The sequence below is a fragment of the Pseudomonas sp. genome (genome assembly GCF_035277045.1).
Taxonomy (GTDB): Bacteria; Pseudomonadota; Gammaproteobacteria; order Pseudomonadales; family Pseudomonadaceae; genus Aquipseudomonas.
The window spans coordinates 31,448-56,071 of sequence record NZ_DATELE010000145.1 but is presented as its reverse complement, the minus strand read 5'-3'; the positions used below and the strand labels follow the sequence as shown (position 1 = coordinate 56,071).

The following is a 24,624-nucleotide window of genomic DNA, read 5'->3' as shown; positions in this document are numbered from 1 at the left end:
GATGTCGGACCGCTGTTTTCCAAGCGTGCCAAGGAGCGTGTGCTGGGCCTGATCGAGAAGGGCGTCCAGGAGGGCGCGAAACTCGAGCTCGATGGCCGCGGTGTGCAGGTACCGGGCTTCGATCAAGGCAACTTCGTCGGCCCGACCCTGTTTTCCGGGGTGACCACCGAGATGCAGATCTACACCCAGGAAATCTTCGGCCCCGTGCTGGTGGTGCTGGAGGTCGACACCCTCGACGAGGCCATCGCCGTGATCAACCGCAACCCGTTCGGCAATGGCACCGGCCTCTTCACCCAGAGCGGGGCGGCCGCGCGCAAGTTCCAGAACGAGATCGACGTCGGCCAGGTAGGCATCAACATCCCGATCCCGGTGCCTGTGCCGTATTTCAGCTTCACCGGCTCGCGCGGCTCCAAGCTCGGCGACCTGGGCCCGTACGGCAAGCAGGTGGTGCAGTTCTACACTCAGACCAAGACCGTCACCGCGCGCTGGTTCGACGATGACAGCGTCAATGACGGTGTAAATACCACCATCAGCCTGCGCTAAGGAGACTCACCATGCGTATTGCATTCATCGGGCTGGGCAACATGGGCGCGCCCATGGCCCGCAACCTGATCAAGGCCGGGCATGAACTGAACCTGTTCGACCTCAACCAGAGCATCCTGGCCGAGCTCGCCGAGCTTGGCGGGCAGATCAGCTCCTCGCCCAGGGACGCGGCCGCCAGCAGCGAGCTGGTCCTCACCATGCTTCCGGCCGCGCAGCACGTGCGCAGCGTGTACCTGGGCGAAGATGGCGTGCTCGCTGGCGTGCGTGCCGGTACCCCGGTGCTGGACTGCAGCACCATCGATCCGCAGACCGCGCGCGATGTCTCCCGGGCTGCAGCGGCCAAGGACGTGGACATGGGCGACGCGCCGGTGTCCGGCGGCACCGGTGGCGCGGCGGCAGGGACCTTGACCTTCATGGTCGGTGCCACGCCTGCGCTGTTCGCAACCTTCAAGCCCGTGCTCGAGCAGATGGGCCGCAACATCGTGCATTGCGGTGAGGTCGGGACCGGGCAGATCGCCAAGATCTGCAATAACCTGCTGCTGGGGATTTCGATGATCGGCGTGTCCGAAGCCATGGCGCTGGGCAGTGCCTTGGGCATCGACACGCAGGTGCTGGCCAGCATCATCAACACTTCGACGGGCCGTTGCTGGAGTTCGGACACCTACAATCCATGGCCGGGGATCGTCGCGACCGCACCGGCTTCACGCGGCTATACCGGAGGCTTTGGCGCCGAGCTGATGCTCAAGGACCTTGGCCTGGCGACCGAAGCTGCCCGCCAGGCGCATCAGCCGGTGATCATGGGCGCGGTGGCGCAGCAGTTGTACCAGGCCATGAGCCTGCGCGGGGACGGCGGCAAGGATTTTTCGGCCATCGTCGAGGGCTACAGGAAAAAAGCGGCGCAGTAGCGCCGCGCTCCTGTACGGGGCCGAGTCAGCCTTACGCGAAGACGAAATACTTGCGCACTGTCTCGACCACTTCCCAGGTGCCTTTCATGCCGGGCTCGATCACGAACACGTCACCGGCCTTCAGGTGCTTGGGCTCTTCACCTTCGGGAGTGATGATGCAGTAGCCATCAAGGAAGTGGCAGAATTCCCACTTGTCGTAGTTGACTTCGAACTTGCCGGGGGTGCAGATCCAGGTGCCCATGATCTTGCTGCCGTCCTGCGACAGGTAGGCGTTCAGGTTGACGGTATGCGGATCGCCGCCGATGCGCTTCCATTTGGTTGCATCCACGACCGGGGTGGGGCAGGTTTCGCGCAGGACAGTGATGAAATCGGACATGCTGGCTCCAGACGAGTAAGGGTTCGAGCCGACACCATAGGCGCTACGGCCCGCCAGCAGTTGCCTGGGCTCGACGTCCAGCTGTCTGCGCGCGCAATGGTTCTCCCGGACACTGTCCCTGTGGTATCACAGCAGCGACCTATCCAAAGGATTGCCGCGTGTGACCACAGTCTTTGACTTCTATCATCAGATCGGCCCTGCGCTTTCACTGCTCGTGGTCCTGACGTTCGTGCTGGCGGGAGCGGTGAAGGGGGTGATCGGCCTCGGTCTGCCCACCATCGCCATGGGCCTGCTGGGTCTTGCGATGCACCCGGCACAGGCAGCGGCCTTGCTGATCGTGCCGTCGACGCTCACCAACCTCTGGCAACTGGCGGCAGGGGGACACCTGCTCGCGCTGCTACGCCGGTTGGGCGCGATGCTGCTGATGATCTTCGCCGGCACATTGCTAGGCAGTGCCTGGCTCGGCATCGACAGCGGCCCGTGGGCGGCGCATGCGTTGGGTGCGGCGCTGGTCGCCTACGCGCTCTACGGCCTGGCAGGCCCGGGCCTGCGAACGCCGCTTGCGCGAGAGCGCTGGCTTGGCCCGCTGTGCGGGCTGGCAACCGGCGTGGTCACCGCAGCGACCGGGGTCTTCGTCATGCCGGCCGTGCCCTACCTGCAGAGCCTGGGACTGACCCGCGATGAAATGGTCCAGGCCCTCGGTATGTCGTTCACGGTCTCGACCGTTGCCCTGGCGATCGGCCTCGCGGGCCAAGACGCGCTTGGCGGTGCGGAACTGGGCGCGTCACTGCTGATGCTGGCGCCCGCACTGCTCGGCATGATCGGCGGACAGTGGCTACGCCAGCGCATCAGCCCGGCGCTGTTCAAGCGCTGCTTCTTCATCGGCCTGGCCGTGCTGGGCGGGCATCTGCTGCTTAACGGCTAGCCGAAGAGCGGCTCAGCATCTCGATCAACTGGATATCGAAGTCGCGCTCTAGGTATGTCATGCGCTGCTCGAAGAACTGCTGCATGTGGGGCAGGGCAGAATGCACATCCAGGGCCGCCTTGCTCGCCCACACTTCGAAGAACACAAACAGGGTCGGGTCCTGCTGGTCGCGCAGCATGTGGTACTCGATGCAGCCCGGCTCCTGGCGGCTCGGCTCGACGTAGGCGCTGAACAGGGCCTCGAACGCCTCGGCTTTATCGGGATGGGTCTTGGCTTTGAGAATGAAGGCGTAAGGTGCGCTCATGGGATGACCTGTATGGATAGAGGGTGAAAGTAATTCTAAGGCAACAATAGATTGGCTATTCGTGATTCTGAATCAAATGTATTTTGAGCAGGCAGAGCTGTTTCCCACGCCTGCAAATGCCTAATCTGCCGGCCATCCAACTTGACGCGGTCCGCCGGCTTGCAAAGCCCGGACCCCACTCCCGATGAGGCCCGCATGAAAAAGATCCTTCTGCTCAACGGCGGCAAACGCTTCGCCCACTCCGATGGCCGCCTGAACGAGACCTTGCACGACGCGGCCCTGGCCTATCTCGACCGCGCCGGTTTCGATGTGCGCCAGACCTTTATCGATGGCGGCTACGACGCCCGGGAAGAGGTCGAGAAATACCTCTGGGCCGACGTGGTGATCTACCAGATGCCAGGCTGGTGGATGGGCGCGCCCTGGACGGTGAAGCAGTACCTGGACGACGTCTTCACCGCAGGCCACGGCAGCCTTTACGCCAACGACGGCCGCACCCGTTCCGACGCTTCGCAGAAATACGGCAGCGGCGGCCTGGTGCACGGCAAGCAGTACATGCTCTCGCTCACCTGGAACGCGCCGCAGCAAGCCTTCGACGACCCCAGCGACTTCTTCGAGGGCAAGGGCGTGGATGCGGTGTACTTCCCCTTCCACAAGGCCAACCAGTTTCTGGGCATGAGCGGTCTGCCGACTTTCCTGGCGGTCGATGTGATGAAAAGGCCGAACGTCGAGGCCACCCTGGCCGCCTACGAGGACCACCTGGCCCAGGTCTTTGGCAAGACTGAGTAACGCGCGCTTGCGTGCGGGGCGGGGAGCGGCTATCAATCACGGCAATCGCCATGATCAGGATCGACGCTTGAAAACCCGTTCGGATGAATTGCAGGTATTTGTCTCGGTGATCGACTGCGGGTCGATCTCCGCCGCAGCCGAGCAGGTGGGGCAGACGCCCTCGGCCGTGAGCCGCACCTTGTCGCGGCTGGAGGCCAAGCTCGGTACCACACTGATCAACCGCACCACCCGGCGCATGGACCTGACCGAGGAAGGGCGGTTTTTCCTGGAGCGGGCCAAGGCCATCCTCGAACAGATGGATGACCTCGAGGAGCGCCTGGCGCTGCACCACCAGACGCCCTCCGGACGGCTGCGGATCAACGCCGCCGCACCTTTCATGCTGCACGCCATCGTGCCATGGATCGGCGAGTTTCGCCGCCGGTATCCGGACATCGAGCTTGAGCTCAACACCGACGACCTGATCATCGACCTGCTCGAACAGAGCACCGACGTGGCCATCCGCATTGGCGAGCTGGCCGACTCCAGCCTGCATGCCCGCTCGCTCGGCTGCAGTCCGCTGCAAGTGCTGGCCAGCCCGGCCTACCTTGAACGTCACGGCGCACCCCGGCACGTCGAAGACCTCGACCAGCACTGCCTGCTCGGCTTCAGCGCGCCCGAGAGCCTCAATCAATGGCCGCTGCGCCATGCCCAGGGCGACCGCTGGGGCATCCGCCCGCACCTGCTGGCCTCCAGCGGCGAAACCCTGCGCCAGCTGGCCCTGGCCGGCGAAGGGATCGTCTGCCTGTCGCATTTCATGACCCATGAGGACATCCGCGCCGGCCGCCTGCAGGTGCTGCTGGCGGGTGCCAACAACGGCTATCGCCAGCCAGTCCACGCGGTGTACTACCGCAATACCCAGCTGGCGCTGCGTATCCAGTGCTTCCTCGACTTCATCCAGGACAAGCTGTCGGCTTACGCCTGCTGAGTTGCTCGCCAGCGACAGCGCCTGTCCATGGGCGGCGCGAATCCCGCGTGATGTTTGCCAAGTCGCAAGGCCTGAGCCTTAATGACTGATCAACAAAAACAACGCCAAGGATGTCCTCATGCGAATCGTCATGTTCCGATCCAATGCCTGCGCAGCCGTTGCGCTCGGGGCCATGATCCTGAGCAGTTCAGCCGCCTTCGCGGTGACCCTGGACGGGGGTGCGGTGGCCGCGCCCGATCAATATGCTGCGCAGGTAGCCGCCGATATCCTGAAAAAGGGCGGCAATGCGGTGGATGCCGCCGTGGCCACGGCCTTCACCCTGGCCGTGACCTATCCCGAGGCTGGCAACATCGGCGGCGGTGGCTTCATGACCCTGTACATGGACGGCAAGCCGTACTTCCTCGATTACCGCGAAGTCGCGCCCAAGGCCGCTAGCCGCAACATGTACCTGGATGACAAAGGCGAGATCATCGAGAACCTGAGCCTGGTCGGCGTGCGCGCCGCGGGCGTGCCCGGCACGGTGATGGGCATGTGGGAGGCGCACCAGAAGTTCGGCAAGCTCAAGTGGTCCGAGCTGCTGACGCCCGCCATCGGCTATGCGCAGAACGGCTTCAAGATCGCCGCCAAGCAGTACCAGTACCGCGACGATGCCCTGGGCCTGTTCAAGACCAGCACCAACTTCAACGATTACTTCGGCAGCATGAAGGTCGGCGAAACCTTCAAACAGCCTGAGCTTGCGCAGACGCTGGAGCGCCTTGCCGACAAAGGCGTCAGCGAGTTCTACCAAGGCCGGACCGCCGACCTGCTGGTGGCGCAGATGCAGGCTGACAAGGGCCTCATCACCAAGGAAGACCTCAAGGACTACAAGGCCGTGTGGCGTGATCCCATTGCCATCGACTGGCGTGGCAATACCGTCTACACCGCGCCCGCGCCAAGCTCGGGCGGTGTCGCGCTGGCGCAGCTGCTGGGCATCAAGGAGCTGCGTGCCGCGGACTTCAAGGGCGTCGAGCTCAACTCCGCGCGCTACATCCACCTGTTGGCCGAGATCGAGAAGCGCGTGTTCGCGGACCGCGCCGACTACCTGGGCGACCCGGCGTTCACCAAGGTCCCGTCGGACCGGCTGGTGGCCAAGGACTACCTGGCCAAGCGCGCCTTGCAGGTCAACCCGACGGCGATTTCCGAGACCGACAAGGTCCGCCCGGGCCTGGAGCCCCACCAGACCACGCACTTCTCGATCGTCGACAAGCAGGGCAATGCGGTGAGCAACACCTACACGCTCAACCTCGACTATGGCAGCGGAGTGGTGGTCAAGGGCGCGGGCTTCCTGCTCAATGACGAGATGGACGACTTCAGCGCCAAGCCGGGCGTGGCCAATGCGTTCGGGGTGGTTGGCGGCGATGCCAATGCGATCGCCCCAGGCAAGCGCATGCTCTCGTCCATGAGCCCGACCCTGGTCACCCGGGACGGCCAGGTGACCCTGGTGCTGGGCACCCCGGGCGGTTCACGGATCTTCACCTCGATCTTCCAGGTGATGAACAACCTCTACGACTACAACCTGCCGCTGGAACAGGCCGTGGCGGCGCAGCGCGTGCACCATCAGTTGCTGCCCAAGGACACCATCTACTTCGATGCCTTCGCGCCGCTGACCGGTGCGGTGGCCGATGAGCTGAAGAAGATGGGCTACACCCTGGAGGACCAAGGCTGGGAGATGGGTGATATCCAGGCGATCCGGGTCAATGGCACGGCGCTGGAGACCGCGTCGGATCCGCGCGGGCGTGGGGTCGGCATGGTGGTCAGGTAGAACGGTCCGGGGCCGCGTGGCGGCCCCGGTGGTTCGCGGTCAGACGCGGAAGTGACTGACCATGGACTGCAGCTGATTGCCCAGGCGCGCCAGCTCGACGCTGGAGGCGGCGGTCTCTTCACTCGCCGCTGACGTCTGCTCCGAGACATCACGCACGTTGAGGATGCTGCGGGTGATTTCCTCGGCCACGGCGCTTTGCTGCTCGGCGGCGGCAGCGATCTGCTGGTTCATCGACTGGATGTTCGACACCGTGCGAGTGATGCTCTCCAGCGAAGCGCCGGCCTTGCGGGTCAGCTCGACGCTGCTGTCGGTCAGGGTACGGCTGCCGAGCATCACATTGGCCACCTGCTGGGTGCCGTTCTGCAAGCTGGCAACCAGTTCCTCGATCTCCTCGGTGGACTTCTGGGTGCGTTGGGCCAGGCCACGCACTTCATCGGCCACCACGGCGAAGCCGCGACCGGCCTCGCCGGCACGCGCCGCTTCGATCGCGGCATTGAGCGCCAGCAGATTGGTCTGCTCGGCCACCGACTTGATCACGTCCATCACGCTGCCGATCTTCTGGCTTTCCTGCTGCAGCAGCTCCATGGCATCGGTGGAACGGTTGACTTCCTGCGCCAGACGCTCGATCTGGCTGATCGCCTCGCCTACCACGCGGTCACCGGAACGCGCCTGGCCATCGGCCTCGGTCGCGGCCTGCGAAGCCTCTTCGGCGTTACGCGCGACTTCCTGCACGGTGGTGGCCATTTCATGCATGGCGGTGGCGACCTGGTCGGTCTCGACCTTCTGGCTGTTGACGCCGGCGCTGGTCTGCTCGGTCACCGCCGACAGCTCTTCGGCCGCGCTGGCGATCTGGGTCACGCCATCGCGAATCCCGGAGATCAGTTCGCGCAGGGTGGTGCCCATCCGACCAATGCCCTGTTGCAGCACGCCCAGCTCGTCGCGACGGGTAACACGCAAATCATGGGTGAGGTCGCCAGCGGCGATTTTATCGACCACTTCCAGGGTCTCGCGCAGCGGGCGAGTGATCTGGCGGGTAATCACCACGGCAGCCAGCACGCCGAACAGCAGGGCGAGCAGGGTGGCGATAATCTGCAGCATGCGGGCTTCGGCACTTTCGCTGTCACGGCGATCGAGCTGGATCTGGTAGAGCTGGCCGCTGAACTTGACAATGCTGGCACCCTCCACGGTCATTTCCTCGCGTGCTTGCGCGATCAGGGCAAGGGTTTCGCGGTACTGGCGCAGGGTATCCCGGAAGGCGACCAGCTCGTTTTCAAACTGCTGCACGCGCGCCGCTTCGTTGGGCAACTGGCGCCTCAAGACGTCGATGCCCACCAGCGCGGTCTCCAGCTGGGTCACCGCGGCCTGCTCGGCGCTGGTGCTGGCGTCGGCAATGTAGGTGCGAGCTTCCAGGCGAACCTGGCTCAGCTGTTGTTTCGCAGTGCTGACCAGCTGGTATTGCTGCAGGCGGACCGCATCGGTTTCAGGCTGTTCGAGCACGGCCTGGCCGACGGCATCGAGTGCCCGATCAGCACGGATCGCGATCTGAACCATGTTCTCGCGCAACGCCTGGCGGGTCTTGTACCCGGCACGCATCTTCTCCAGCGATACCTTGTACTGGCTGATGACATCACCCAGCTCACGCAGCAGCTTGACGTTCTCGGGGCTGACGAAGCTGGCCAGCAGTTTCTGCTGCTGCGCGCTGAAGGTATCGAGCCTGTCCTTGACGGTCGCGGCCGCCGCGTCGTCGCCATTGGCGATCATGTACTGCAGGCGGGTGATGCGCAGGTTGGTCAGGTCATTGTTGAGCTGACTGATATCGCTCATCCAGTTGCTGCGGTTGATCAGGCTGCCCAGGCTGGTCCAGCCCGTGAGGGCCAGCAGCCCGGTCAGCACGAGCACCAGGCCGAAGCCCAGGCCCAGTTTAAGGTTGACGCTGATGTTGGCAAACCAGCTGTTCATGCACGCTCTCCAGAATGTTTTCGCTCACTTGATCTTGATCTGCTGGGCGATTTTTTCTTCTTGAGAGCCCGCTGATTTCGTGCAGCTGTTATCGGCGGGTGTCGCGGAAGCTGAAACGCTTTTTTCGATTGTTTTCCCCGGTTCAGAGACTCCGGGCGCTGAACGTGTCGCAGTCGGTCACCTCTCCCGTCGCGAAACCGGTCTTGAACCAGCGCACCCGTTGGGCTGAAGTGCCGTGGGTGAAGGAGTCCGGGACCACGCGGCCTTGGCCTTGCTGCTGCAGGCGGTCATCGCCAATGGCGTTGGCGGCGTTGAGCGCCTCCTCGACATCGCCCGGTTCCAGCCAGTTCAGGCGTTTCTGCGCCTGGAATGCCCAGACACCTGCCAGGCAGTCGGCCTGCAGTTCCTGGCGCACCAGCAAGCCTGTACTGCCCTCCATGCGCTGGCCACGCTGGCGGGCGGCCTGGACCTGCTCGGAGACCCCCAGCAAGGTCTGCACGTGATGGCCGATCTCGTGGGCGATCACATACGCCTGAGCGAAATCGCCAGCGGCGGAGAAGCGCTGTTCCATCTCGCGGAAGAAGGTCATGTCCAGATAGACCTTCTGGTCGGCGGGACAATAGAACGGACCGACGGCCGAGGAGGCGAAGCCGCAGGCAGAATTGACCTGGCCGCTGAACAGCACCAGCGTCGGGTCGCGATACTGCCGCCCGCCCTGGGCGAACAGGGCTTTCCAGGTGTCTTCGGTATCGCCGAGCACCGAGGCCACGAATTCGGCCTGCTCATCGTTGGCAGGCGGTGCCTGGCCGGTGCTGCCCGAAGTCGCGCCCTGTTGCTGCATCTGCCCGGTGAGCTGCCCAAGGATCTGCAAGGGGTCTTGGCCTGTGATCCAGCCGATGCCGACGATCAGCAGGATGGCACCGATGCCCAGGCCCTTGCCACCGCCGAAGCGCATGCCGCCACCGCCCTCGCCACGGGCATCGACCACATTGTCGCTACGCCTGCCTTTTCGCCATTGCATGGATGCTCTCCCGCACAGGAATCATGGAATCAAAGATTAGCCCAGCGATGCCGCCCTTGGGAGGCGGGTGCATGTGACATAACCGGTTGGTTATGCATGCGACAGCGGTTTTCAGTATTCAGCTCCCTCTACATGCCTGAAACTGCCCGCTCGCCTGCCACGCACAGGTGAACCCATAATTCCAAGAGAGGTAAACCGGCATGCCTGCCCAGGACACCAGCCGCTTTGTGATCCGTGATCGCAACTGGCACCCCAAGGCCCTGACGCCTGACTACAAGACCTCGACGATGCGCTCCCCGCGTCAGGCGCTGGTCAGCATCCCGCAATCGATCAGTGAAAGCACCGGCCCCGACTTTTCGCACCTGGGCCTGGGCCGCCATGACAACGACCTGCTGCTCAACTTCAACAACGGCGGCCTGCCGATCGGTGAGCGCATCATCGTCGCCGGGCGCGTTTGCGACCAATACGGCAAGCCCGTGCCCAACACCCTGGTGGAAATGTGGCAAGCCAATGCCGGCGGCCGCTACCGCCACAAGAACGATCGTTACCTGGCCCCGCTCGACCCCAACTTCGGCGGCGTGGGCCGCACGCTGACCGACAGCCAGGGTCACTACAGCTTCCGCACCATCAAGCCTGGCCCCTATCCATGGCGCAACGGTCCGAACGACTGGCGCCCGGCGCATATCCATGTCTCGGTCAGCGGCCCGTCGATCGCCACCCGCCTGATCACCCAGCTGTATTTCGAAGGCGACCCGCTCATCCCGATGTGCCCGATCGTCAAGTCCATCGCCAACCCCGAGGCGGTGCAGCAACTGATCGCCAGGCTCGACATGGGCAACGCCAACCCGATGGATTGCCTGGCCTACCGCTTTGACATCGTCTTGCGCGGCCAGCGCCAGACCCACTTCGAACACTGCTGAGGAGGCCCTTCATGCCTATCGAACTGCTGCCTGAAACCCCTTCGCAGACCGCTGGCCCCTATGTGCACATCGGCCTGGCGCTTGAAGCGGCGGGCAATCCACCCCGCGAGCGGGAGATCTGGAATCGCCTGGCGCGCGACGATGCGCCGGGCGAGCACATCGTGCTGATCGGCCATGTCCATGATGGCAATGGGCACCTGGTGCGGGATTCGTTTCTCGAGTTCTGGCAGGCCGATGCGTCGGGCCGATACATCGATGACTACAACCTCGAGAACGCCTTCAACAGTTTTGGCCGCACGGCCACCACGTTCGATGCGGGCGAGTGGGCACTGCACACGGTCAAGCCAGGTGTGGTGAACAACGCCGCGGGCGTACCCATGGCGCCGCACATCAACGTCAGCCTGTTTGCCCGGGGGATCAACATCCACCTGCATACGCGGCTGTATTTCGACGACGAGGCCGACGCCAACGGCAAATGCCCGGTGCTCAACCTGATCGAGCAGCCACAGCGGCGCGAGACACTGATCGCACGGCGGTGCGAGGTGGAAGGGAAGACGGCGTACCGGTTCGATATCCGGATCCAGGGGGAGGGGGAGACGGTGTTCTTTGATTTCTGATTGAAGACCGCGTTGCCGCTATTCGCTGGCAAGCCAGCTCCCACAAGAAATCACGCGGCCCCTGACGTCACCGCTAGAGCTTGTGGGAGCTGGCTTGCCAGCGGATGCCTTACCGCCGGACCAGCAGGACTCCGCTTTCCATATGATGGGTATACGGGAACTGGTCGAACACCGCGCATCGCGCCACGCGGTGGGTGTCCTGCAGCTGAGCGATGTTCGCCGCCAGCGTCTCAGGGTTGCAGGAGATGTACAGGATGCGCTCGAAGCGACGGGTCAGCTCGCAGGTGTCCGGGTCCATCCCCGCACGCGGCGGGTCGACGAAGACGGTGCCGAAGTCGTAGCTCTTCAGGTCGATCCCTTCCAGGCGGCGGAATGGCCGCACCTCGTTAAGCGCCTCGGTCAGTTCTTCGGCCGACAGGCGCACCAGGCGCACGTTGCCGATGCCGTTGTCATCCAGGTTGTGCAGCGCGGCGTTCACCGAGGTCTTGCTGATCTCGGTGGCCAGCACCTTGCGCACCCGGGTAGCCAGCGGCAGGGTGAAGTTGCCATTGCCGCAGTACAACTCCAGCAGGTCGTCTTCACGCTCGCCCAAGGCCTCGAACGCCCAGTCCAGCATCTTCTGGTTCACCGTGCCGTTGGGCTGGGTGAACGCACCTTCCGGCTGGCGATAACGGAAGGTCCGGCCAGCGACCTCGAGCGACTCGACGGCATAATCCCGGCCGATCACCAGACGCTTGCCCTTCGAACGGCCGATGATGCTCACGCCCAGGTCGGCCGACAGCTGCCGGGCCTCGGCTTCCCACGCCTGGTCCAGCGGGCGGTGGTAGCACAGGGTGATCATCGCATCGCCCGCCAGGGTGGTGAGGAACTCCACCTGGAAAAGCTTGAAGCTCAGCGCCTGGCTTGCCTGCCAGGCGGCCTTGAGGCGAGGCATCAGGTCGTTGATCTGCAGGCTGGCGATAGGAAAGTCATCGATCAGGATCGGCGTGTACTTGTCCCCCGGGGCGAACATCGCGTAGTGGCGCTGCTCGTTTTCGCGCCACAGGCGAAACTCGGCGCGCAGCCGGTAATGCTCGCGCGGCGAGTCGAACACGGCAGGCTCCGGCGCATCGAAGGGCGCCAGCAGCTCGCGCAGGCGTTCGGCCTTGGCGTCCAGCTGCTCGGAATAGTTCGAAGGGTCGAAGACAGCACTCATGCGTTGAACCAGCCCAGCTTGATGACGAAGAGGATGGAGAGGATCACCAGCGCAGGATTCAGGTCACGGTAGCGACCGGAGAGCAGCTTGATGGCGGTCCAGGCGATGAAGCCGAAGGCGATGCCGTTGGCGATCGAGTAGGTCAGCGGCATGGCCAGGGCGGTCACCACCACGGGGGCCGCCTCGGTGACGTCGTCCCAGTTTATTTCCGCCAGGCCGGAGGCCATCAACACGGCGACGAACAGCAATGCCGGGGCAGTGGCGAAGGCTGGCACGCTGCCAGCCAGCGGCGCGAAGAACAACGCCAGCAGGAACAGCACCGCGACCACGATGGCGGTGAGGCCCGTGCGGCCACCGGCGCTCACGCCCGCCGCCGACTCGATGTAGCTGGTGGTGGTCGAGGTGCCGAGCAGCGAGCCGGCCATGGCGGCGGTGCTGTCGGCGATCAGCGCGCGGCCCATCTTCGGCATGTGGCCGTCCTTGCCCATCAGGCCGGCGCGCTTGGCGACGCCGATCAGGGTTCCGGAGTTGTCGAACAGGTCGACGAACAGGAAGGCAAAGATCACGCTCACCAGGCCCACGTCCAGCGCACCCATGATGTCCAGCTGCAGGAAGGTCGGTGCCAGTGATGGCGGCATCGACACCACGCCTGCGAACGGCGTGAAGCCCAGCACGATCGACACCACGGTCACGGCGAGAATCCCGATCAGCACGGCGCCGCGAAGCTTCATGGCCTCCAGCGCGACGATCAGGAAGAAGCCCAGCGTCGCCAGGATCGGCGCGGGCTGCCTGAGGTCGCCCAGGCCTACCAGGGTGGCCGGGTTATCCACGACGATACCGGCGTTGTGCAGGGCGATCAGCGCCAGGAACAGGCCAATGCCCGCGGCGATGGCCGAGCGCAGCGGCAGTGGAATGCTGTTGACGATCCATTCGCGGATGCGAAAGATCGACAGCAGGAAGAACAGCACCGCCGAGAGGAACACCGCGCCCAGTGCCACCTGCCAGGTGTGGCCCATGTGCAGGACCACCGTGTAGGTGAAGAAAGCGTTCAGGCCCATGCCCGGCGCAAGCGCGATCGGGTAGTTGGCGATCAGGCCCATGGTCACCGAGCCGATGGCGGCGGCCAGGCACGTGGCGACAAAGATCGCACCCTTGTCCATGCCAGTCTCGCCGAGGATGCTCGGGTTGACGAACAGGATGTAGGCCATGGCCAGGAACGTGGTGATACCCGCAAGTATCTCGGTGCGCACGTTGGTGTCGTGCGCTTTGAGTTGAAACAGCCTTTCCAGCATGCCCGCTCCCCATGGCGCTCCAGCGCCGTGAAAATGTATCGACCCCATCAGCAAAGCACAGACCGTACCAGGCACCGTGGTTTTATCCGGGGTGAAAAAAGCCGCGCATCATACCAGCCTGGTTGCCAGGCGGTAGTGCGAGTTGCGATCCATTCGTTGCTCGAGCGCGTCATGACGCTGCTGTTGTCGGCACCGGCGCGGGTGTGTCCTGGCGTTTGCTGTGCATGTGGTCGCGGTTTGCCAGGGTCGGGAACAGCCTGATCCACACCCCGGTCACCACCAGCGTGCCGACACCGCCCAGCACCACCGCCGGCACTGTGCCAAACCAGTGCGCGGTGACGCCCGATTCGAACTCCCCGAGCTGATTCGAGGCACCGATGAACAGCCCGTTGACCGCGCTCACCCGGCCGCGCATCTCGTCTGGGGTCTCCAGCTGCACGAAGGCGCTGCGGATGACCATGCTGATCATGTCAGCCGCGCCCAGCACCACCAGTACCGCCAGGGAAAACCAGAACGAGGTCGACAGGCCAAAGCCGATGGTGGCCACGCCGAACACGCCGACGGCGGTGAACATCACCCGGCCGACCTTGCGCTCCACCGGGAACCGCGCGAGCCACACCGACATCAGCAAGGCCCCGACCGCCGGCGCCGAGCGCAACAGGCCCAGGCCCCAGGGACCGGTCAGCAGGATGTCCTTGGCGAACACCGGCAGCAGGGCAGTGGCGCCACCCAGCAGCACCGCGAACAGGTCCAGCGAGATCGCCCCGAGGATGTCCGGGCGGCTGCGGATGAAGCGCACCCCCGCCAGCAGTGACTCCAGGGTCGCCCGGCCACGTTGGGCGACCTGCTGGCGAGCATCCAGGCTCAGGGTAAGCGCGCAGGCGATGGCGTAGAGAACGACGGTGGGGCCATATACCCAAAGGCTGCCGAAGGCGTAGAGAAAGCCGCCTACCGCAGGCGCGACGATGGTCGCGGCCTGGGTGGCCGAGGCCGAGGCCGCTACCGCGCGTGGAAACAGCCCGGGCGGCACTACGTTGGGCAGCAGCGCCTGGGTGGCCGGCATCTCGAACGACCGGGTCGCGCCCAGCAGGAAGGCCAGGATGAAGATCATCTCGCGGCTGACACTGTCGCTCGCGCTGGCCACCGCCAACGCCAGGGCGATCAACCCTTGCAGCGTCTGGCACAGGGCAGCGACGCGGCGCCGGTCGTAGCGGTCGGCGACGTGGCCGGTGTGCAGCATGAACAGCACCCGCGGCGCGAACTCGACCAGGCCGACCAGGCCCAGGTCCAGCACATTGCCGGTCAGCTGGTAGAGATGCCATCCAATGGCCACTGTGAGCATCTGGAAGCCACTGGCGGTGAACACCCGGGCCAGCCAGAAGGCCAGGAAAGGACGGTGGTGGCGCAACAGTAGCGGGGCGGCGTCTGACATCGGCAAACCTGATCCATGGCGGCGGTGGGCGCTGCAGGTTATCACCTGTTTGTAACATGAGGTTGCAGATAACGTCATTCCGAGACGCGCCAGCATGCGATTTCATGTGGGGTCAAAACGGGTGAGGCAACCGGCCACGCGGCAAACAACCACACGTCCAGGCGGGGCTTTCAGGACTATGCTTTCACCAGTCGTTGACCTGGATCAGTACGGCCACGGCTGTCCACGATGCCGCCAGGCCGTCGCATCCGCGATCCAACAGAACAATTCCTCCACGTCGTACTCGTAATCGTGGGGGTAGCAGGCTCGAGGCCTGATGCCTGGTGCCGGATCACCTGACTGAGGAAGCACTATGTTCGGTTTAGAGGCTCTAGATCTCGCCCGAATCCAGTTCGCGTTCACCGTGTCGTTTCACATCCTGTTCCCGGCCATCACCATCGGCCTGGCGAGCTACCTGGCAGTGCTCGAAGGCCTCTGGCTCAAGACCGGCAACAACGTCTACCGTGACCTCTACCATTTCTGGTCGAAGATCTTTGCCGTGAACTTCGGCATGGGCGTGGTTTCGGGCCTGGTAATGGCGTATCAGTTCGGCACCAACTGGAGCCGCTTCTCCGACTTCGCCGGTGCCGTCACCGGGCCTTTGCTGACCTACGAGGTGCTCACCGCATTCTTCCTCGAGGCGGGCTTCCTGGGGGTAATGCTGTTCGGCTGGAACCGCGTCGGCCGTGGCCTGCACTTCTTCTCCACGGCAATGGTGGCGCTCGGCACCCTGGTTTCGACCTTCTGGATCCTGGCGTCCAACAGCTGGATGCATACGCCGCAGGGCCACGAGATCGTCGATGGCCGGGTAATCCCCATGGATTGGCTGGCCGTGATCTTCAACCCCTCCTTCCCGTATCGGCTGGCGCACATGGCCACCGCCGCCTTTGTCGCCACCGCCTTCTTCGTCGGCGCGTCGGCCGCCTGGCACCTGCTGCGCGGGCGTGACAACCCGGCGATCCGCAAGATGCTGTCGATGGCCATGTGGATGGCCCTGCTGGTCGCGCCCGTGCAGGCGGTGATTGGCGATTTCCACGGCCTTAACACCCTCGAGCATCAACCGGCGAAAATCGCCGCCATCGAGGGGCACTGGGAGAACGAGCCGGGCGAGCCAACACCCCTGATCCTCTTCGGTATTCCCGACATGCAGGCCGAAACCACCCGCTACAAGATCGAGATCCCCGCCCTGGGCAGCCTGATCCTGACCCACAGCCTGGACAAGCAAGTGCCGGCGATGAAGGAATTCGCGCCTGAAGACCGCCCGAATTCGCTGATCATCTTCTGGTCGTTCCGCGTGATGGTGGGTCTGGGCATGCTGATGATCGCCGCGGGCCTGTGGAGCCTGTGGCTGCGCAAGCGCGGCACGCTGCACAGTTGCCGGCCGTTCCTGTACTTCGTGATGTGGATGGGGCCGTCGGGCCTGATCGCGATCCTCGCGGGCTGGTTCACCACCGAGATCGGCCGTCAGCCGTGGGTGGTCTACGGCTTGATGCGTACCGCCGACGGGGTCTCGAACCACAGCTATGCCCAGCTCGGCATCACCCTGGTGATGTTCGTGGTGGTCTACTTCGCGCTGTTCGGCACCGGCTTCGGCTACATGATGCGCCTGGTGCGCAAAGGCCCGCACACGGGCGAGGGCGACGAGCAGAACCCTGGAGGGCCTGGGCAGAAGCGTACGCCCGCGCGGCCGCTGTCGGCGTCCTACGAGTCGACGGTTGGCGACAACGTCAGCCACAGCAAGGAGAACTGAGCCATGGGTATCGATCTTCCGCTGATCTGGGCCGTGGTGATCATCTTCGGCATCATGATGTACGTGGTCATGGACGGCTTCGACCTGGGCATCGGCATGCTGTTTCCCTTTGTCCAGGGCGAGCGCGACCGCGACGTCATGATGAACACCGTGGCCCCGGTATGGGACGGCAACGAGACCTGGCTGGTGCTCGGCGGCGCCGGGCTGTTTGGTGCGTTTCCCCTGGCCTACTCGGTCGTGCTGTCGGCGCTGTACCTGCCGTTGATGCTGATGCTGGTGGGGCTGATCTTCCGCGGCGTGGCCTTCGAATTCCGCTTCAAGGCACGCGATGAGAAACGTCATCTCTGGGACAAGGCCTTCATTGGCGGCTCGCTGGTCGCGACCTTTTTCCAGGGCGTGGCGCTGGGGGCCTTCATCGAGGGCTTCGAGGTTGTCGAGCGCAACTTCGCGGGCGGGTCGCTGGACTGGCTGACACCGTTCAGCCTGTTCTGCGGCCTGGGGCTGATCGTCGCCTATACCTTGCTCGGTTGCACCTGGCTGATCATGAAAACCGAAGGTGACCTGCAGCGGCGCATGCATCACCTGGCGCGGCCCCTCGCGCTGGTGCTGCTGGTGTTCATCGGCATCGTCAGCCTGTGGACGCCGCTGGCCTACCCCAACATCGCCGACCGCTGGTTCAGCATGCCTAACCTGATCTGGTTCATGCCGGTGCCGCTGCTGGTGATGGTCACCTTCTACGGCCTGCTGCGCGCGGTCGCGCGCAAGGCCAACTACCTGCCGTTCCTGCTCACCCTGGTGCTGATCTTCCTGGGGTACAGCGGCCTGGGGATCAGCCTGTGGCCGAATATCATCCCGCCGTCGATCTCGATCTGGGACGCCGCCGCACCGCCGCAGAGCCAGGGCTTCATGCTGGTGGGCACGTTGTTCATCATCCCGTTGATCCTGGTGTACACCTTCTGGAGCTACTACGTGTTCCGCGGCAAGGTGACCCACGATGATGGCTACCACTAGGAGGCCGAGGCCATGACCGGCAAGGACGAGATCGAACAGAAACCGCTGTGGCAGCGACTGGGATGGCTGGTGCTGATCTGGTGCGCCAGTGTCGCGACGCTGGGAGTGTTCGCCTGGCTGATGCGGATGTTCATGGCGGCGGCAGGGTTGACCACCCATTGACCTCCGCCCTGCGATGAGGCCCCCTCGCATCATCGAGGGGGCCACCGTCATCTCACTTTCGTGCTCTGAGCACCACGAACTTCGGCGTCGCCGCTACCTGCTCCACCCCGCGGAACAGGCGCGCCAGCTTGCTGTGATAGCCCAGGTGGCGGTTGCCGACAATGTACAACGCACCACCGACCACCAGCGCCTCGCGGGCCTGCTGGAACATGCGCCAGGCCAGCAGGTCGCCGACCACCTGCTGCTGGTGGAACGGCGGGTTGCACAACACGACGTCGAGCGATTGTTTCTCCTGGCTGGCCAGGCCATCGGCTGCCTCGATGAGGGCAGGGCGATCACCCAGTGCGGCTCGCCAGTTTTCCCTGGCGGACTGCACGGCCATGTATGACTCATCGAGCAAGGTGAGATGCGCCTCGGGATTGGCCAGGGCACAGGCGATCCCCAGCACGCCGTTTCCACAGCCGAGGTCGGCCACGCGCGCCTGGCCAAGATTGCGGGGCAGATGCGGGAGGAATGCGCGGGTGCCAATATCGAGGCCTTCGCGGCAGAACACGTTGGCGTGGTTGAGCAGCTCGAGCGGCGGGGTGTCGAGGCGGTAGCGGGTCGGGTAGGGCGAGCGCGCCAGCGGACGTTCGGCCAGGGTCGCGGTGAGCAGCCGCGCCTTTTTCTGCGCAAGCGAGGCCTGCACCGGGCCGATGTACTGTTCAAGCAGGTCGCCGGCGGCACGCGGCAGGTGCTTGATCATTGCCCCGGCGATCACTTGCGCACCTGGCGCCAGGTGCCCGTGCAGGCGGATCAGTTGCTCCTCGAGCAAGGCCAGGGTCTTGGGCACACGTAGCAGTACCCGATCGAAAGTGCCTAGAAACGGCTCGCTGGCCGGGACGAACGGCACGCTGTCGTAGGCTCGGTCATTGCGCAGCAGATTTTTTTCCAATGCCAGGCGGGCCAGGTGGGAATCGCCGCTGCTGACCACCTCGAGCTGGCCGGACAGGCTGATGGCCAGCGCCCCGAAGCTGTCATTGAGCACCAACACCTTGCAGTCGGCCGCCGGCGCCTGGCCAGCCAGGTGCTCCAGCAGGTACTGATCGGCGGCGTCGAAGGCTTGCAGGGGATCATTGGCCTGCTCCGGCTGGCGGATCAGGTCGAGTTCGGCAAAGGGGCTGGTCAGCAGGGGCATGGGTTCGGCTCGGGTACAAAAGATGCCCGCCACAGGAAACGGCAGGCCAAAGACGCGATTCTACCGTGCTTTGCACTCTGCGTGAGCCTGGCCTGGGCGCGCGCCACTGTCCGTCGCCTTTGAAGGCCCCTTCACGTCAGTACCCTGGATAGCCCTACCAACCAGCGGTGTTCATCGCCAAGGCTTTGCGCGACACTTGCACCCATCTGATCGATGGAGCACCCCATGACCGCCAGCGCCGAGAAATTCACCCGCCAGACCTTGCTCGACGTGCAGCCGTTGACGCCCAACCTGTTCAGCCTGCGGACCACACGTGACCCGGGCTTTCGCTTCAGCGCCGGGCAGTTCGCGCGCCTGGGGGTGACGAAGGCCGACGGCAGCGTGGTCTGGCGGGCGTATTCCATGGTGTCGGCACCCCACGACGAGCATCTGGATTTTTTCTCGATCGTGGTCCCGGGAGGGGAGTTCACCAGTGAACTGAGCCGCCTTGGCGAAGGCGACCAACTGCTGGTCGATCGCCAGGCCTTTGGCTACCTGACCCTGGACCGCTTTGCCGGCGGCCGTGATCTGTGGCTGCTGGCCACCGGCACCGGCATCGCGCCTTTCATCTCGATCCTGCAAGGTTTCGAGGCCTGGGAGCGATTCGAGTCCATCAAGCTGGTGTACTCGGTGCGCGAGGCCAGGGAGCTCGCCTACGTCGACCTGATCGCCGGCCTTGAGCAGCGCGACTACCTGGCCGAGCATGCCGGCAAGCTGCAGTTCATACCGGTTGTCACGCGCGAGCCGCACCCGGGTGCACTGGACGAGCGAATCACCACGCTGATCGAAAATGGCCGGCTGGAGAAGGCCGCGGGACTGGCGCTGACGCCTGAGCATTCACGGATCATGCTGTGTGGCAATCCGGACATGATCGATGAGACGCGCAAGGTGCTCAAGGCAAGGGACCTGCAGTTGAGCCTGAGCCGGCGGCCAGGGCAGGTAGCGGTGGAGAACTACTGGTAACGGCAGGCCTGCAGCATGCCGAGCGTGTTGAAAGGTTCCGCGTGGGCATACCCATCAAAGTGTCCGTACAGGATTGTAACTACGCCATGCCGTAGAGACTTTGTTCACGAGGTGGGGGCGGGCGGCGCCCTGCAGGTGCCACCCGTCGCGCCTTCAGGGCAGGCGGTTGTCGCGCTGGGTCTTGAGCAGGTCGCGAATTTCGGTTAGCAGGGTTTCCTGGGGAGTCGGGGCCGGCGGCACGCTTGGCGCGACGGCTTCTTCGCGCTTGAGGCGGTTGATCACCTTGACGCCCATGAAGATGGCGAAGGCCACGATGATGAAGTCGATGACGGTCTGGATGAACTTGCCGTAGGCCAGCACCACCGCCGGTATGTCGCCTTGCGCCGCCTTGAGGGTGATGGCCAGGTCGCTGAAGTCCACGCCACCGATCAGGAGCCCCAGTGGTGGCATGATCACGTCGCCCACGAAGGACGAGACGATCTTGCCGAACGCGGCGCCGATAATGATACCGACCGCCATGTCCACGACGTTTCCTTTGACCGCGAAGGCCTTGAACTCTTTCAGCATGCCCATGGGAATATTCCTTGTTACAAATGGTGAAGGTTAACGCAGTGTAATTCAGCATCGTGCATGACGCTGCGCACTGCTTTTAGTGACTGCCCATATACTGAATAGTTTTGTCGACTTGCCTTTGACTCGGTCAAACGCCGGGTCGGTTATGATGGCGGCTTTTTCCAGGAGACTGTCCCATGGCCAAGGCCAAGCGCTTGTACGGCTGCACCGAGTGCGGCGCGACCTTTCCGAAATGGGCCGGGCAGTGCAGCGAATGCGGCGCCTGGAATACCTTGGTCGAGACCATGATTGAAAGCGGCGCGGCCGCGGCGCCCAGCGGTCGCGCCGGCTGGACCGGACAGCAGGCGCAGATCAAGACCCTGGCCGAGGTCAGCGTCGAGGAGATCCCACGCTTCAGCACCAGCAGCTCCGAGCTCGACCGGGTGTTGGGTGGCGGTCTGGTCGACGGCTCGGTGGTGCTGATCGGCGGCGACCCCGGAATCGGCAAGTCGACCATCCTCCTGCAGACGTTGTGCAACGTCGCCGAGGGCATGCCGGCGCTGTACGTCACGGGCGAGGAATCCCAGCAGCAGGTGGCCATGCGTTCACGGCGCCTGGGCTTGCCGCAGGAAAAGCTGCGGGTCATGACCGAGACCTGCATCGAGACGATCATTGCCACCGCGCGCCTGGAAAAACCGCGGGTGATGGTCATCGACTCGATCCAGACCATCTTCACCGAGCAGTTGCAATCGGCGCCCGGCGGCGTGGCGCAGGTGCGCGAGAGCGCGGCCTTGTTGGTGCGCTACGCCAAGCAGAGCGGCACGGCGATCTTCCTGGTCGGCCACGTCACCAAGGAAGGCGCGCTGGCAGGGCCTCGCGTGCTCGAGCACATGGTCGACACCGTGCTGTATTTCGAAGGGGAGTCCGATGGCCGCCTGCGCCTGCTGCGGGCGGTGAAGAACCGCTTTGGCGCGGTCAACGAGCTGGGTGTGTTCGGCATGACCGACAAGGGCCTGAAAGAGGTATCCAACCCCTCGGCGATCTTTCTCAATCGCGCCCAGGAGGAAGTGCCGGGCAGCGTGGTCATGGCCACATGGGAAGGCACCCGGCCGATGCTGGTCGAGGTCCAGGCGCTGGTTGACGACAGTCACCTGTCCAACCCGCGCCGCGTGACGCTCGGCCTGGACCCCAACCGCCTGGCGATGCTGCTGGCGGTGCTGCACCGCCACGGCGGCATCCCGACCCATGACCAGGACGTGTTCCTCAACGTCGTTGGCGGGGTAAAGGTGCTGGAGACGGCCTCTGACCTGGCGTTGCTGGCGGCGGTGATGTCGAGTCTGCGCAACCGCCCGCTGCCCCATGGCCTGCTGGTGTTTGGCGAGATCGGCCTGTCGGGTGAAGTGCGCCCCGTGCCCAGCGGTCAGGAGCGCCTCAAGGAAGCCGCCAAGCACGGTTTCAAGCGCGCCATCGTGCCCAAGGGCAACGCGCCGAAGGAATCGCCGGCAGGGTTGCAGGTGATTGCCGTGACCCGCCTGGAGCAGGCGCTGGATGCGTTGTTCGAGTGACAAGCCCGCTCCTGCAGTCTGGAGCTCAGTGCTCCGCCGCAGCCGCCTTGCGTTTCACCGGCGCCTCGCCCTGGGCATCGTCGAGCACCGGTATTTCCTTGTCTTCGCAGTCGAACAGTTTGCCATCCTTGAAGTAGTCGCCATCGCGCAGGGCTGAAAGGTCCGAGAAATGGATGGTGCGCTCATATCCCGCGGCAAATACTGACTGCTGGTCCGAGTTGCCGGCCTTGAAGTGGTTGAATGCCAGGTTCAGGGTGATCGCCATGATCGCCGCCGAGCTGATGCCCGAGTGGAAGATGGTCTCGAACCAGTCCGGAAACTGGTGGTAGAAGTTCGGCGCGGCGATGGGAATCATGCCAAAGCCCAGCGAGGCCGCGACGATGATCAGGTTCATGTTGTTCTTGTACTCGACCTTTGACAGGGTCCGGATACCACTGGCGGCCACGGTCCCGAACAGGACGATACCTGCGCCCCCCAATACCGAGGGCGGCACCGCGGCAATTATCCGGCCCATCACCGGCAGCAGGCCGAGCACCACCAGGATCACCCCGCCCGTGGCCACCACGTACCGGCTCTTGACCCCGGTCACCGCCACCAGCCCTACGTTCTGGGCGAAGGCACTCTGGGTGAATGAGCCAAACACCGGCGCCAGGATGCTCGATGCCATGTCGGCGCGCAGGCCATTGCCCAGGCGCCTTGAGTCGACCTTGGTATCGATGATCTCGCCCACCGCGAGAATGTCCGCCGAGGTTTCCACCAGCGTCACCATGATCACGATGCACATGGAGAGAATGGCGGCGATGTGGAAGGTTGGCATGCCGAAGTGGAACGGGGAGGGGAAGGCCATCAGCGGGCCTTCGCCGACCTTGCTGAAATCGGTCATGCCCAGTGCCCACGCGGCCAACGTGCCGATGATCATCGCCAGCAGGATCGACAGGCGCGAAATGCTTGCGCTGCCCAGCTTGCTCAGCAGCAGCACGGTGCCGAAAGTCGCGGCGGCCAGGCCGATATTGGCCATGCTGCCGAAGTCCGGGGCCTGGCTGTTGCCGCCCATCACCCAGCGCGCGGCGACGGGCATCAGGGTGAGGCCGATGGTGGTGATGACGATGCCGGTCACCAGCGGTGGAAAGAACCGGGTGATGCGCGAGAACACCGGGGTGATCAGAAAACCGATCAGCGAGGCCGCCATGACCGCCCCCAGCACGCTCGGGAGACCGCCGCCGCCCTGGGTGCCGAGAATCGCTCCCATGGTCGCTACCCCGGCGAACGACACGCCCTGCACCAGTGGCAGCTGGCACCCGAAAAACGGCAGGCCCAGGGTCTGCAGCAGCGTAGCCAGCCCGCCGGCGAACAGCGACGCGGTGATCAGCAGGCCGATGTCGGCCGGGCTCAGGCCGGCCGCCTGGCCGAGGATCAAGGGGACCGCGACGATCCCGCCATACATGGTCAGCACATGCTGCAGGCCATAAGCGAGGTTGGCGCCGAGACCCAGGTTCTCGTCTTCAGGACGCTGGGGTGATGACGTACTCGTGGACGTAGTCATTGCGCAGGCTCTCTGTTTATTGTTGTGACACTACTGTAGACAGGACCTGCAATGATTTGCCATCAAAATTGTATACAATATTTTGATTCAAGCGTGAATGCCCGAGCTTACAGGTCTCGACAGATCTGTATGCAGATAGCGTTCCAACTGCCAGTGGCTGGCCTAGAGGGGTGTGCACAACCTGCTACCCAGCCGCCACGAAGCTGTCTGGGTAGACAGGAAACACATCAAGGAGAGTTAGTTAGTCGGCTAAGAGATTTCAAACTTCGATAAGTTCGCGCAGCTCTCGCATCATTTCGGTGCTGTCGGCCAGGTTGAGTTCCACAAGACGGTGCAAGTGGCTCAGCGAGTCGAGGTCGATGTGCAGGCAGACAAAGCCCAGCCGGTCGGGTTCTTCATGGCGCAGTTCCACCTGCATCTGCAACCTCGCCTGGGGACTCAGGTGGACAATGGCTTCGAAATCCTGGGTAAGGTCGACATCCCAGGGTTCCGGACGTCTGATCAGAATGCCCTTCAGGGACAGGTCCAGCAATTTCACTGGCCAGCACCGCTGGCCTTGACAGAGCTCGGTCGGCGCGTCGAAGGCAATGCGCTGGAAACGGCGGCGTTCGTCGTGATCGCTCATCATCGGTAAATCCCTCTGGGCTACGTCCTGACTATAGTTGAACACCTGTGCGATACGGATACCGCCTACCTGGCTGCGAAGGCTCTAGACCAAAGCAGATGTGGCAATGCGCCCTGACTGGCCCTAGACTCGATGGGCGGTCTTTCCAATTCTCCAGC

24 protein-coding genes and 1 pseudogene are annotated in these 24,624 nt (G+C 64.0%); 13 read left to right on the top strand and 12 right to left on the bottom strand.

Going from position 1 to position 24,624, the window contains the following annotated elements:
* On the top strand, nucleotides 1-543 hold a 543-nt coding region (locus VJS90_RS06640; RefSeq protein WP_324120253.1), incomplete at its 5' end, for an aldehyde dehydrogenase family protein.
* A gap of 11 nt (nucleotides 544-554) precedes the next feature.
* A complete protein-coding gene (gene mmsB / locus VJS90_RS06635) occupies nucleotides 555-1,448 on the top strand; it encodes a 3-hydroxyisobutyrate dehydrogenase (RefSeq protein WP_324120251.1) in 894 nt (297 codons plus the stop codon).
* A 31-nt stretch (nucleotides 1,449-1,479) separates the two neighbouring features.
* On the opposite strand, the gene VJS90_RS06630 is transcribed toward mmsB, so the two are convergent.
* Nucleotides 1,480-1,824: a cupin domain-containing protein gene (locus tag VJS90_RS06630; RefSeq protein ID WP_324120250.1), complete on the bottom strand. Its 345-nt coding sequence runs from the start codon at nucleotides 1,822-1,824 to the stop codon at nucleotides 1,480-1,482.
* A gap of 160 nt (nucleotides 1,825-1,984) precedes the next feature.
* Between VJS90_RS06630 and VJS90_RS06625 the strand changes: the two genes are divergently transcribed.
* Complete coding sequence (locus tag VJS90_RS06625; RefSeq protein ID WP_324120249.1) at nucleotides 1,985-2,749, top strand: sulfite exporter TauE/SafE family protein; 765 nt, start codon at nucleotides 1,985-1,987, stop codon at nucleotides 2,747-2,749.
* Here VJS90_RS06625 and VJS90_RS06620 read toward each other — a convergent pair.
* Entirely contained in the window at nucleotides 2,739-3,053 is a 315-nt protein-coding gene (locus VJS90_RS06620) for a putative quinol monooxygenase (protein WP_324120248.1), read from the bottom strand. The two genes, VJS90_RS06625 and VJS90_RS06620, sit on opposite strands and share 11 nt — an antisense overlap.
* A gap of 195 nt (nucleotides 3,054-3,248) precedes the next feature.
* Between VJS90_RS06620 and VJS90_RS06615 the strand changes: the two genes are divergently transcribed.
* The 3 genes from VJS90_RS06615 to ggt all read left to right on the top strand — a co-directional run bounded on the left by VJS90_RS06615 (nucleotide 3,249) and on the right by ggt (nucleotide 6,604).
* Complete coding sequence (locus VJS90_RS06615; protein WP_324120247.1) at nucleotides 3,249-3,839, top strand: NAD(P)H-dependent oxidoreductase; 591 nt, start codon at nucleotides 3,249-3,251, stop codon at nucleotides 3,837-3,839.
* Between the two features lie 67 nt (nucleotides 3,840-3,906).
* Nucleotides 3,907-4,803 (top strand): LysR family transcriptional regulator, encoded by an 897-nt coding sequence (locus tag VJS90_RS06610; RefSeq protein WP_324120246.1) that lies wholly within the window; start codon nucleotides 3,907-3,909, stop codon nucleotides 4,801-4,803.
* A 118-nt stretch (nucleotides 4,804-4,921) separates the two neighbouring features.
* Nucleotides 4,922-6,604, top strand: coding sequence for a gamma-glutamyltransferase (gene ggt, locus VJS90_RS06605; RefSeq protein WP_324120245.1), 1,683 nt, complete (start codon nucleotides 4,922-4,924; stop codon nucleotides 6,602-6,604).
* A 39-nt stretch (nucleotides 6,605-6,643) separates the two neighbouring features.
* On the opposite strand, the gene VJS90_RS21830 is transcribed toward ggt, so the two are convergent.
* The 3 genes and pseudogenes from VJS90_RS21830 to ypfJ all read right to left on the bottom strand — a co-directional run bounded on the left by VJS90_RS21830 (nucleotide 6,644) and on the right by ypfJ (nucleotide 9,584).
* Nucleotides 6,644-7,507 carry a methyl-accepting chemotaxis protein gene (locus VJS90_RS21830; RefSeq protein WP_414704901.1) on the bottom strand — a complete coding sequence of 288 codons (864 nt, stop codon included), beginning with the start codon at nucleotides 7,505-7,507 and terminating at the stop codon, nucleotides 6,644-6,646.
* Nucleotides 7,499-8,428, bottom strand: a pseudogene (locus VJS90_RS21825) (methyl-accepting chemotaxis protein); the annotation flags it as partial. The pseudogene VJS90_RS21825 and the gene VJS90_RS21830, both read right to left, overlap by 9 nt.
* A gap of 277 nt (nucleotides 8,429-8,705) precedes the next feature.
* Nucleotides 8,706-9,584, bottom strand: coding sequence for a KPN_02809 family neutral zinc metallopeptidase (ypfJ, locus tag VJS90_RS06595; RefSeq protein ID WP_324120243.1), 879 nt, complete (start codon nucleotides 9,582-9,584; stop codon nucleotides 8,706-8,708).
* 200 nt (nucleotides 9,585-9,784) lie between these two features.
* Here ypfJ and pcaH point away from each other — a divergent pair, with 200 nt between their 5' ends.
* Together pcaH and pcaG are read left to right on the top strand one after the other, a co-directional pair.
* The gene (gene pcaH / locus VJS90_RS06590; protein WP_324120242.1) at nucleotides 9,785-10,504 is read left to right on the top strand and encodes a protocatechuate 3,4-dioxygenase subunit beta; all 720 of its coding nucleotides are present in this window, start codon (nucleotides 9,785-9,787) and stop codon (nucleotides 10,502-10,504) included.
* An 11-nt stretch (nucleotides 10,505-10,515) separates the two neighbouring features.
* Complete coding sequence (gene pcaG / locus VJS90_RS06585) at nucleotides 10,516-11,121, top strand: protocatechuate 3,4-dioxygenase subunit alpha (protein ID WP_324120241.1); 606 nt, start codon at nucleotides 10,516-10,518, stop codon at nucleotides 11,119-11,121.
* A gap of 109 nt (nucleotides 11,122-11,230) precedes the next feature.
* Here the strand turns inward: pcaG and trmA are convergent, their stop codons facing one another.
* The 3 genes from trmA to VJS90_RS06570 form a co-directional block, all read right to left on the bottom strand.
* On the bottom strand, nucleotides 11,231-12,316 hold the full coding sequence (gene trmA / locus VJS90_RS06580; protein WP_324120240.1) for a tRNA (uridine(54)-C5)-methyltransferase TrmA: 1,086 nt from the start codon (nucleotides 12,314-12,316) through the stop codon (nucleotides 11,231-11,233).
* Complete coding sequence (locus tag VJS90_RS06575) at nucleotides 12,313-13,608, bottom strand: NCS2 family permease (protein WP_158460500.1); 1,296 nt, start codon at nucleotides 13,606-13,608, stop codon at nucleotides 12,313-12,315. The genes trmA and VJS90_RS06575 overlap by 4 nt, the downstream gene beginning before the upstream one ends.
* A 169-nt stretch (nucleotides 13,609-13,777) precedes the next feature.
* Nucleotides 13,778-15,040 (bottom strand): MFS transporter, encoded by a 1,263-nt coding sequence (locus VJS90_RS06570; protein ID WP_324120238.1) that lies wholly within the window; start codon nucleotides 15,038-15,040, stop codon nucleotides 13,778-13,780.
* A 352-nt stretch (nucleotides 15,041-15,392) separates the two neighbouring features.
* On the opposite strand from VJS90_RS06570, the gene VJS90_RS06565 reads away from it, so the two are divergent.
* From VJS90_RS06565 to VJS90_RS06555, 3 genes are read left to right on the top strand one after another with little or no spacing between them, the layout of a single operon-like run.
* A complete protein-coding gene (locus VJS90_RS06565; RefSeq protein WP_324120233.1) occupies nucleotides 15,393-16,829 on the top strand; it encodes a cytochrome ubiquinol oxidase subunit I in 1,437 nt (478 codons plus the stop codon).
* Between the two features lie 3 nt (nucleotides 16,830-16,832).
* Nucleotides 16,833-17,840 (top strand): cytochrome d ubiquinol oxidase subunit II, encoded by a 1,008-nt coding sequence (gene cydB / locus VJS90_RS06560; protein ID WP_324120231.1) that lies wholly within the window; start codon nucleotides 16,833-16,835, stop codon nucleotides 17,838-17,840.
* A 12-nt stretch (nucleotides 17,841-17,852) separates the two neighbouring features.
* Nucleotides 17,853-18,002, top strand: a complete 150-nt coding sequence (locus VJS90_RS06555; RefSeq protein WP_324120229.1) for a DUF2474 domain-containing protein — start codon at nucleotides 17,853-17,855, stop codon at nucleotides 18,000-18,002.
* Between the two features lie 52 nt (nucleotides 18,003-18,054).
* Here VJS90_RS06555 and VJS90_RS06550 read toward each other — a convergent pair whose 3' ends face one another.
* Complete coding sequence (locus VJS90_RS06550) at nucleotides 18,055-19,179, bottom strand: methyltransferase (protein WP_324120226.1); 1,125 nt, start codon at nucleotides 19,177-19,179, stop codon at nucleotides 18,055-18,057.
* Between the two features lie 225 nt (nucleotides 19,180-19,404).
* Between VJS90_RS06550 and VJS90_RS06545 the strand changes: the two genes are divergently transcribed.
* Nucleotides 19,405-20,181, top strand: a complete 777-nt coding sequence (locus VJS90_RS06545; RefSeq protein ID WP_324120224.1) for a ferredoxin--NADP reductase — start codon at nucleotides 19,405-19,407, stop codon at nucleotides 20,179-20,181.
* Between the two features lie 153 nt (nucleotides 20,182-20,334).
* Here the strand turns inward: VJS90_RS06545 and mscL are convergent, their stop codons facing one another.
* A complete protein-coding gene (mscL, locus tag VJS90_RS06540; protein WP_324120222.1) occupies nucleotides 20,335-20,754 on the bottom strand; it encodes a large-conductance mechanosensitive channel protein MscL in 420 nt (139 codons plus the stop codon).
* A 176-nt stretch (nucleotides 20,755-20,930) separates the two neighbouring features.
* Between mscL and radA the strand changes: the two genes are divergently transcribed.
* The gene (gene radA, locus VJS90_RS06535) at nucleotides 20,931-22,298 is read left to right on the top strand and encodes a DNA repair protein RadA (protein WP_324120220.1); all 1,368 of its coding nucleotides are present in this window, start codon (nucleotides 20,931-20,933) and stop codon (nucleotides 22,296-22,298) included.
* Nucleotides 22,299-22,323: 25 nt separating this feature from the next.
* Here the strand turns inward: radA and VJS90_RS06530 are convergent, their stop codons facing one another.
* Together VJS90_RS06530 and VJS90_RS06525 are read right to left on the bottom strand one after the other, a co-directional pair.
* The gene (locus VJS90_RS06530; protein WP_324120218.1) at nucleotides 22,324-23,841 is read right to left on the bottom strand and encodes a nucleobase:cation symporter-2 family protein; all 1,518 of its coding nucleotides are present in this window, start codon (nucleotides 23,839-23,841) and stop codon (nucleotides 22,324-22,326) included.
* A gap of 259 nt (nucleotides 23,842-24,100) precedes the next feature.
* Nucleotides 24,101-24,466 (bottom strand): PilZ domain-containing protein, encoded by a 366-nt coding sequence (locus VJS90_RS06525; protein WP_324120216.1) that lies wholly within the window; start codon nucleotides 24,464-24,466, stop codon nucleotides 24,101-24,103.
* Between the last annotated feature and the right edge of the window lie 158 nt (nucleotides 24,467-24,624).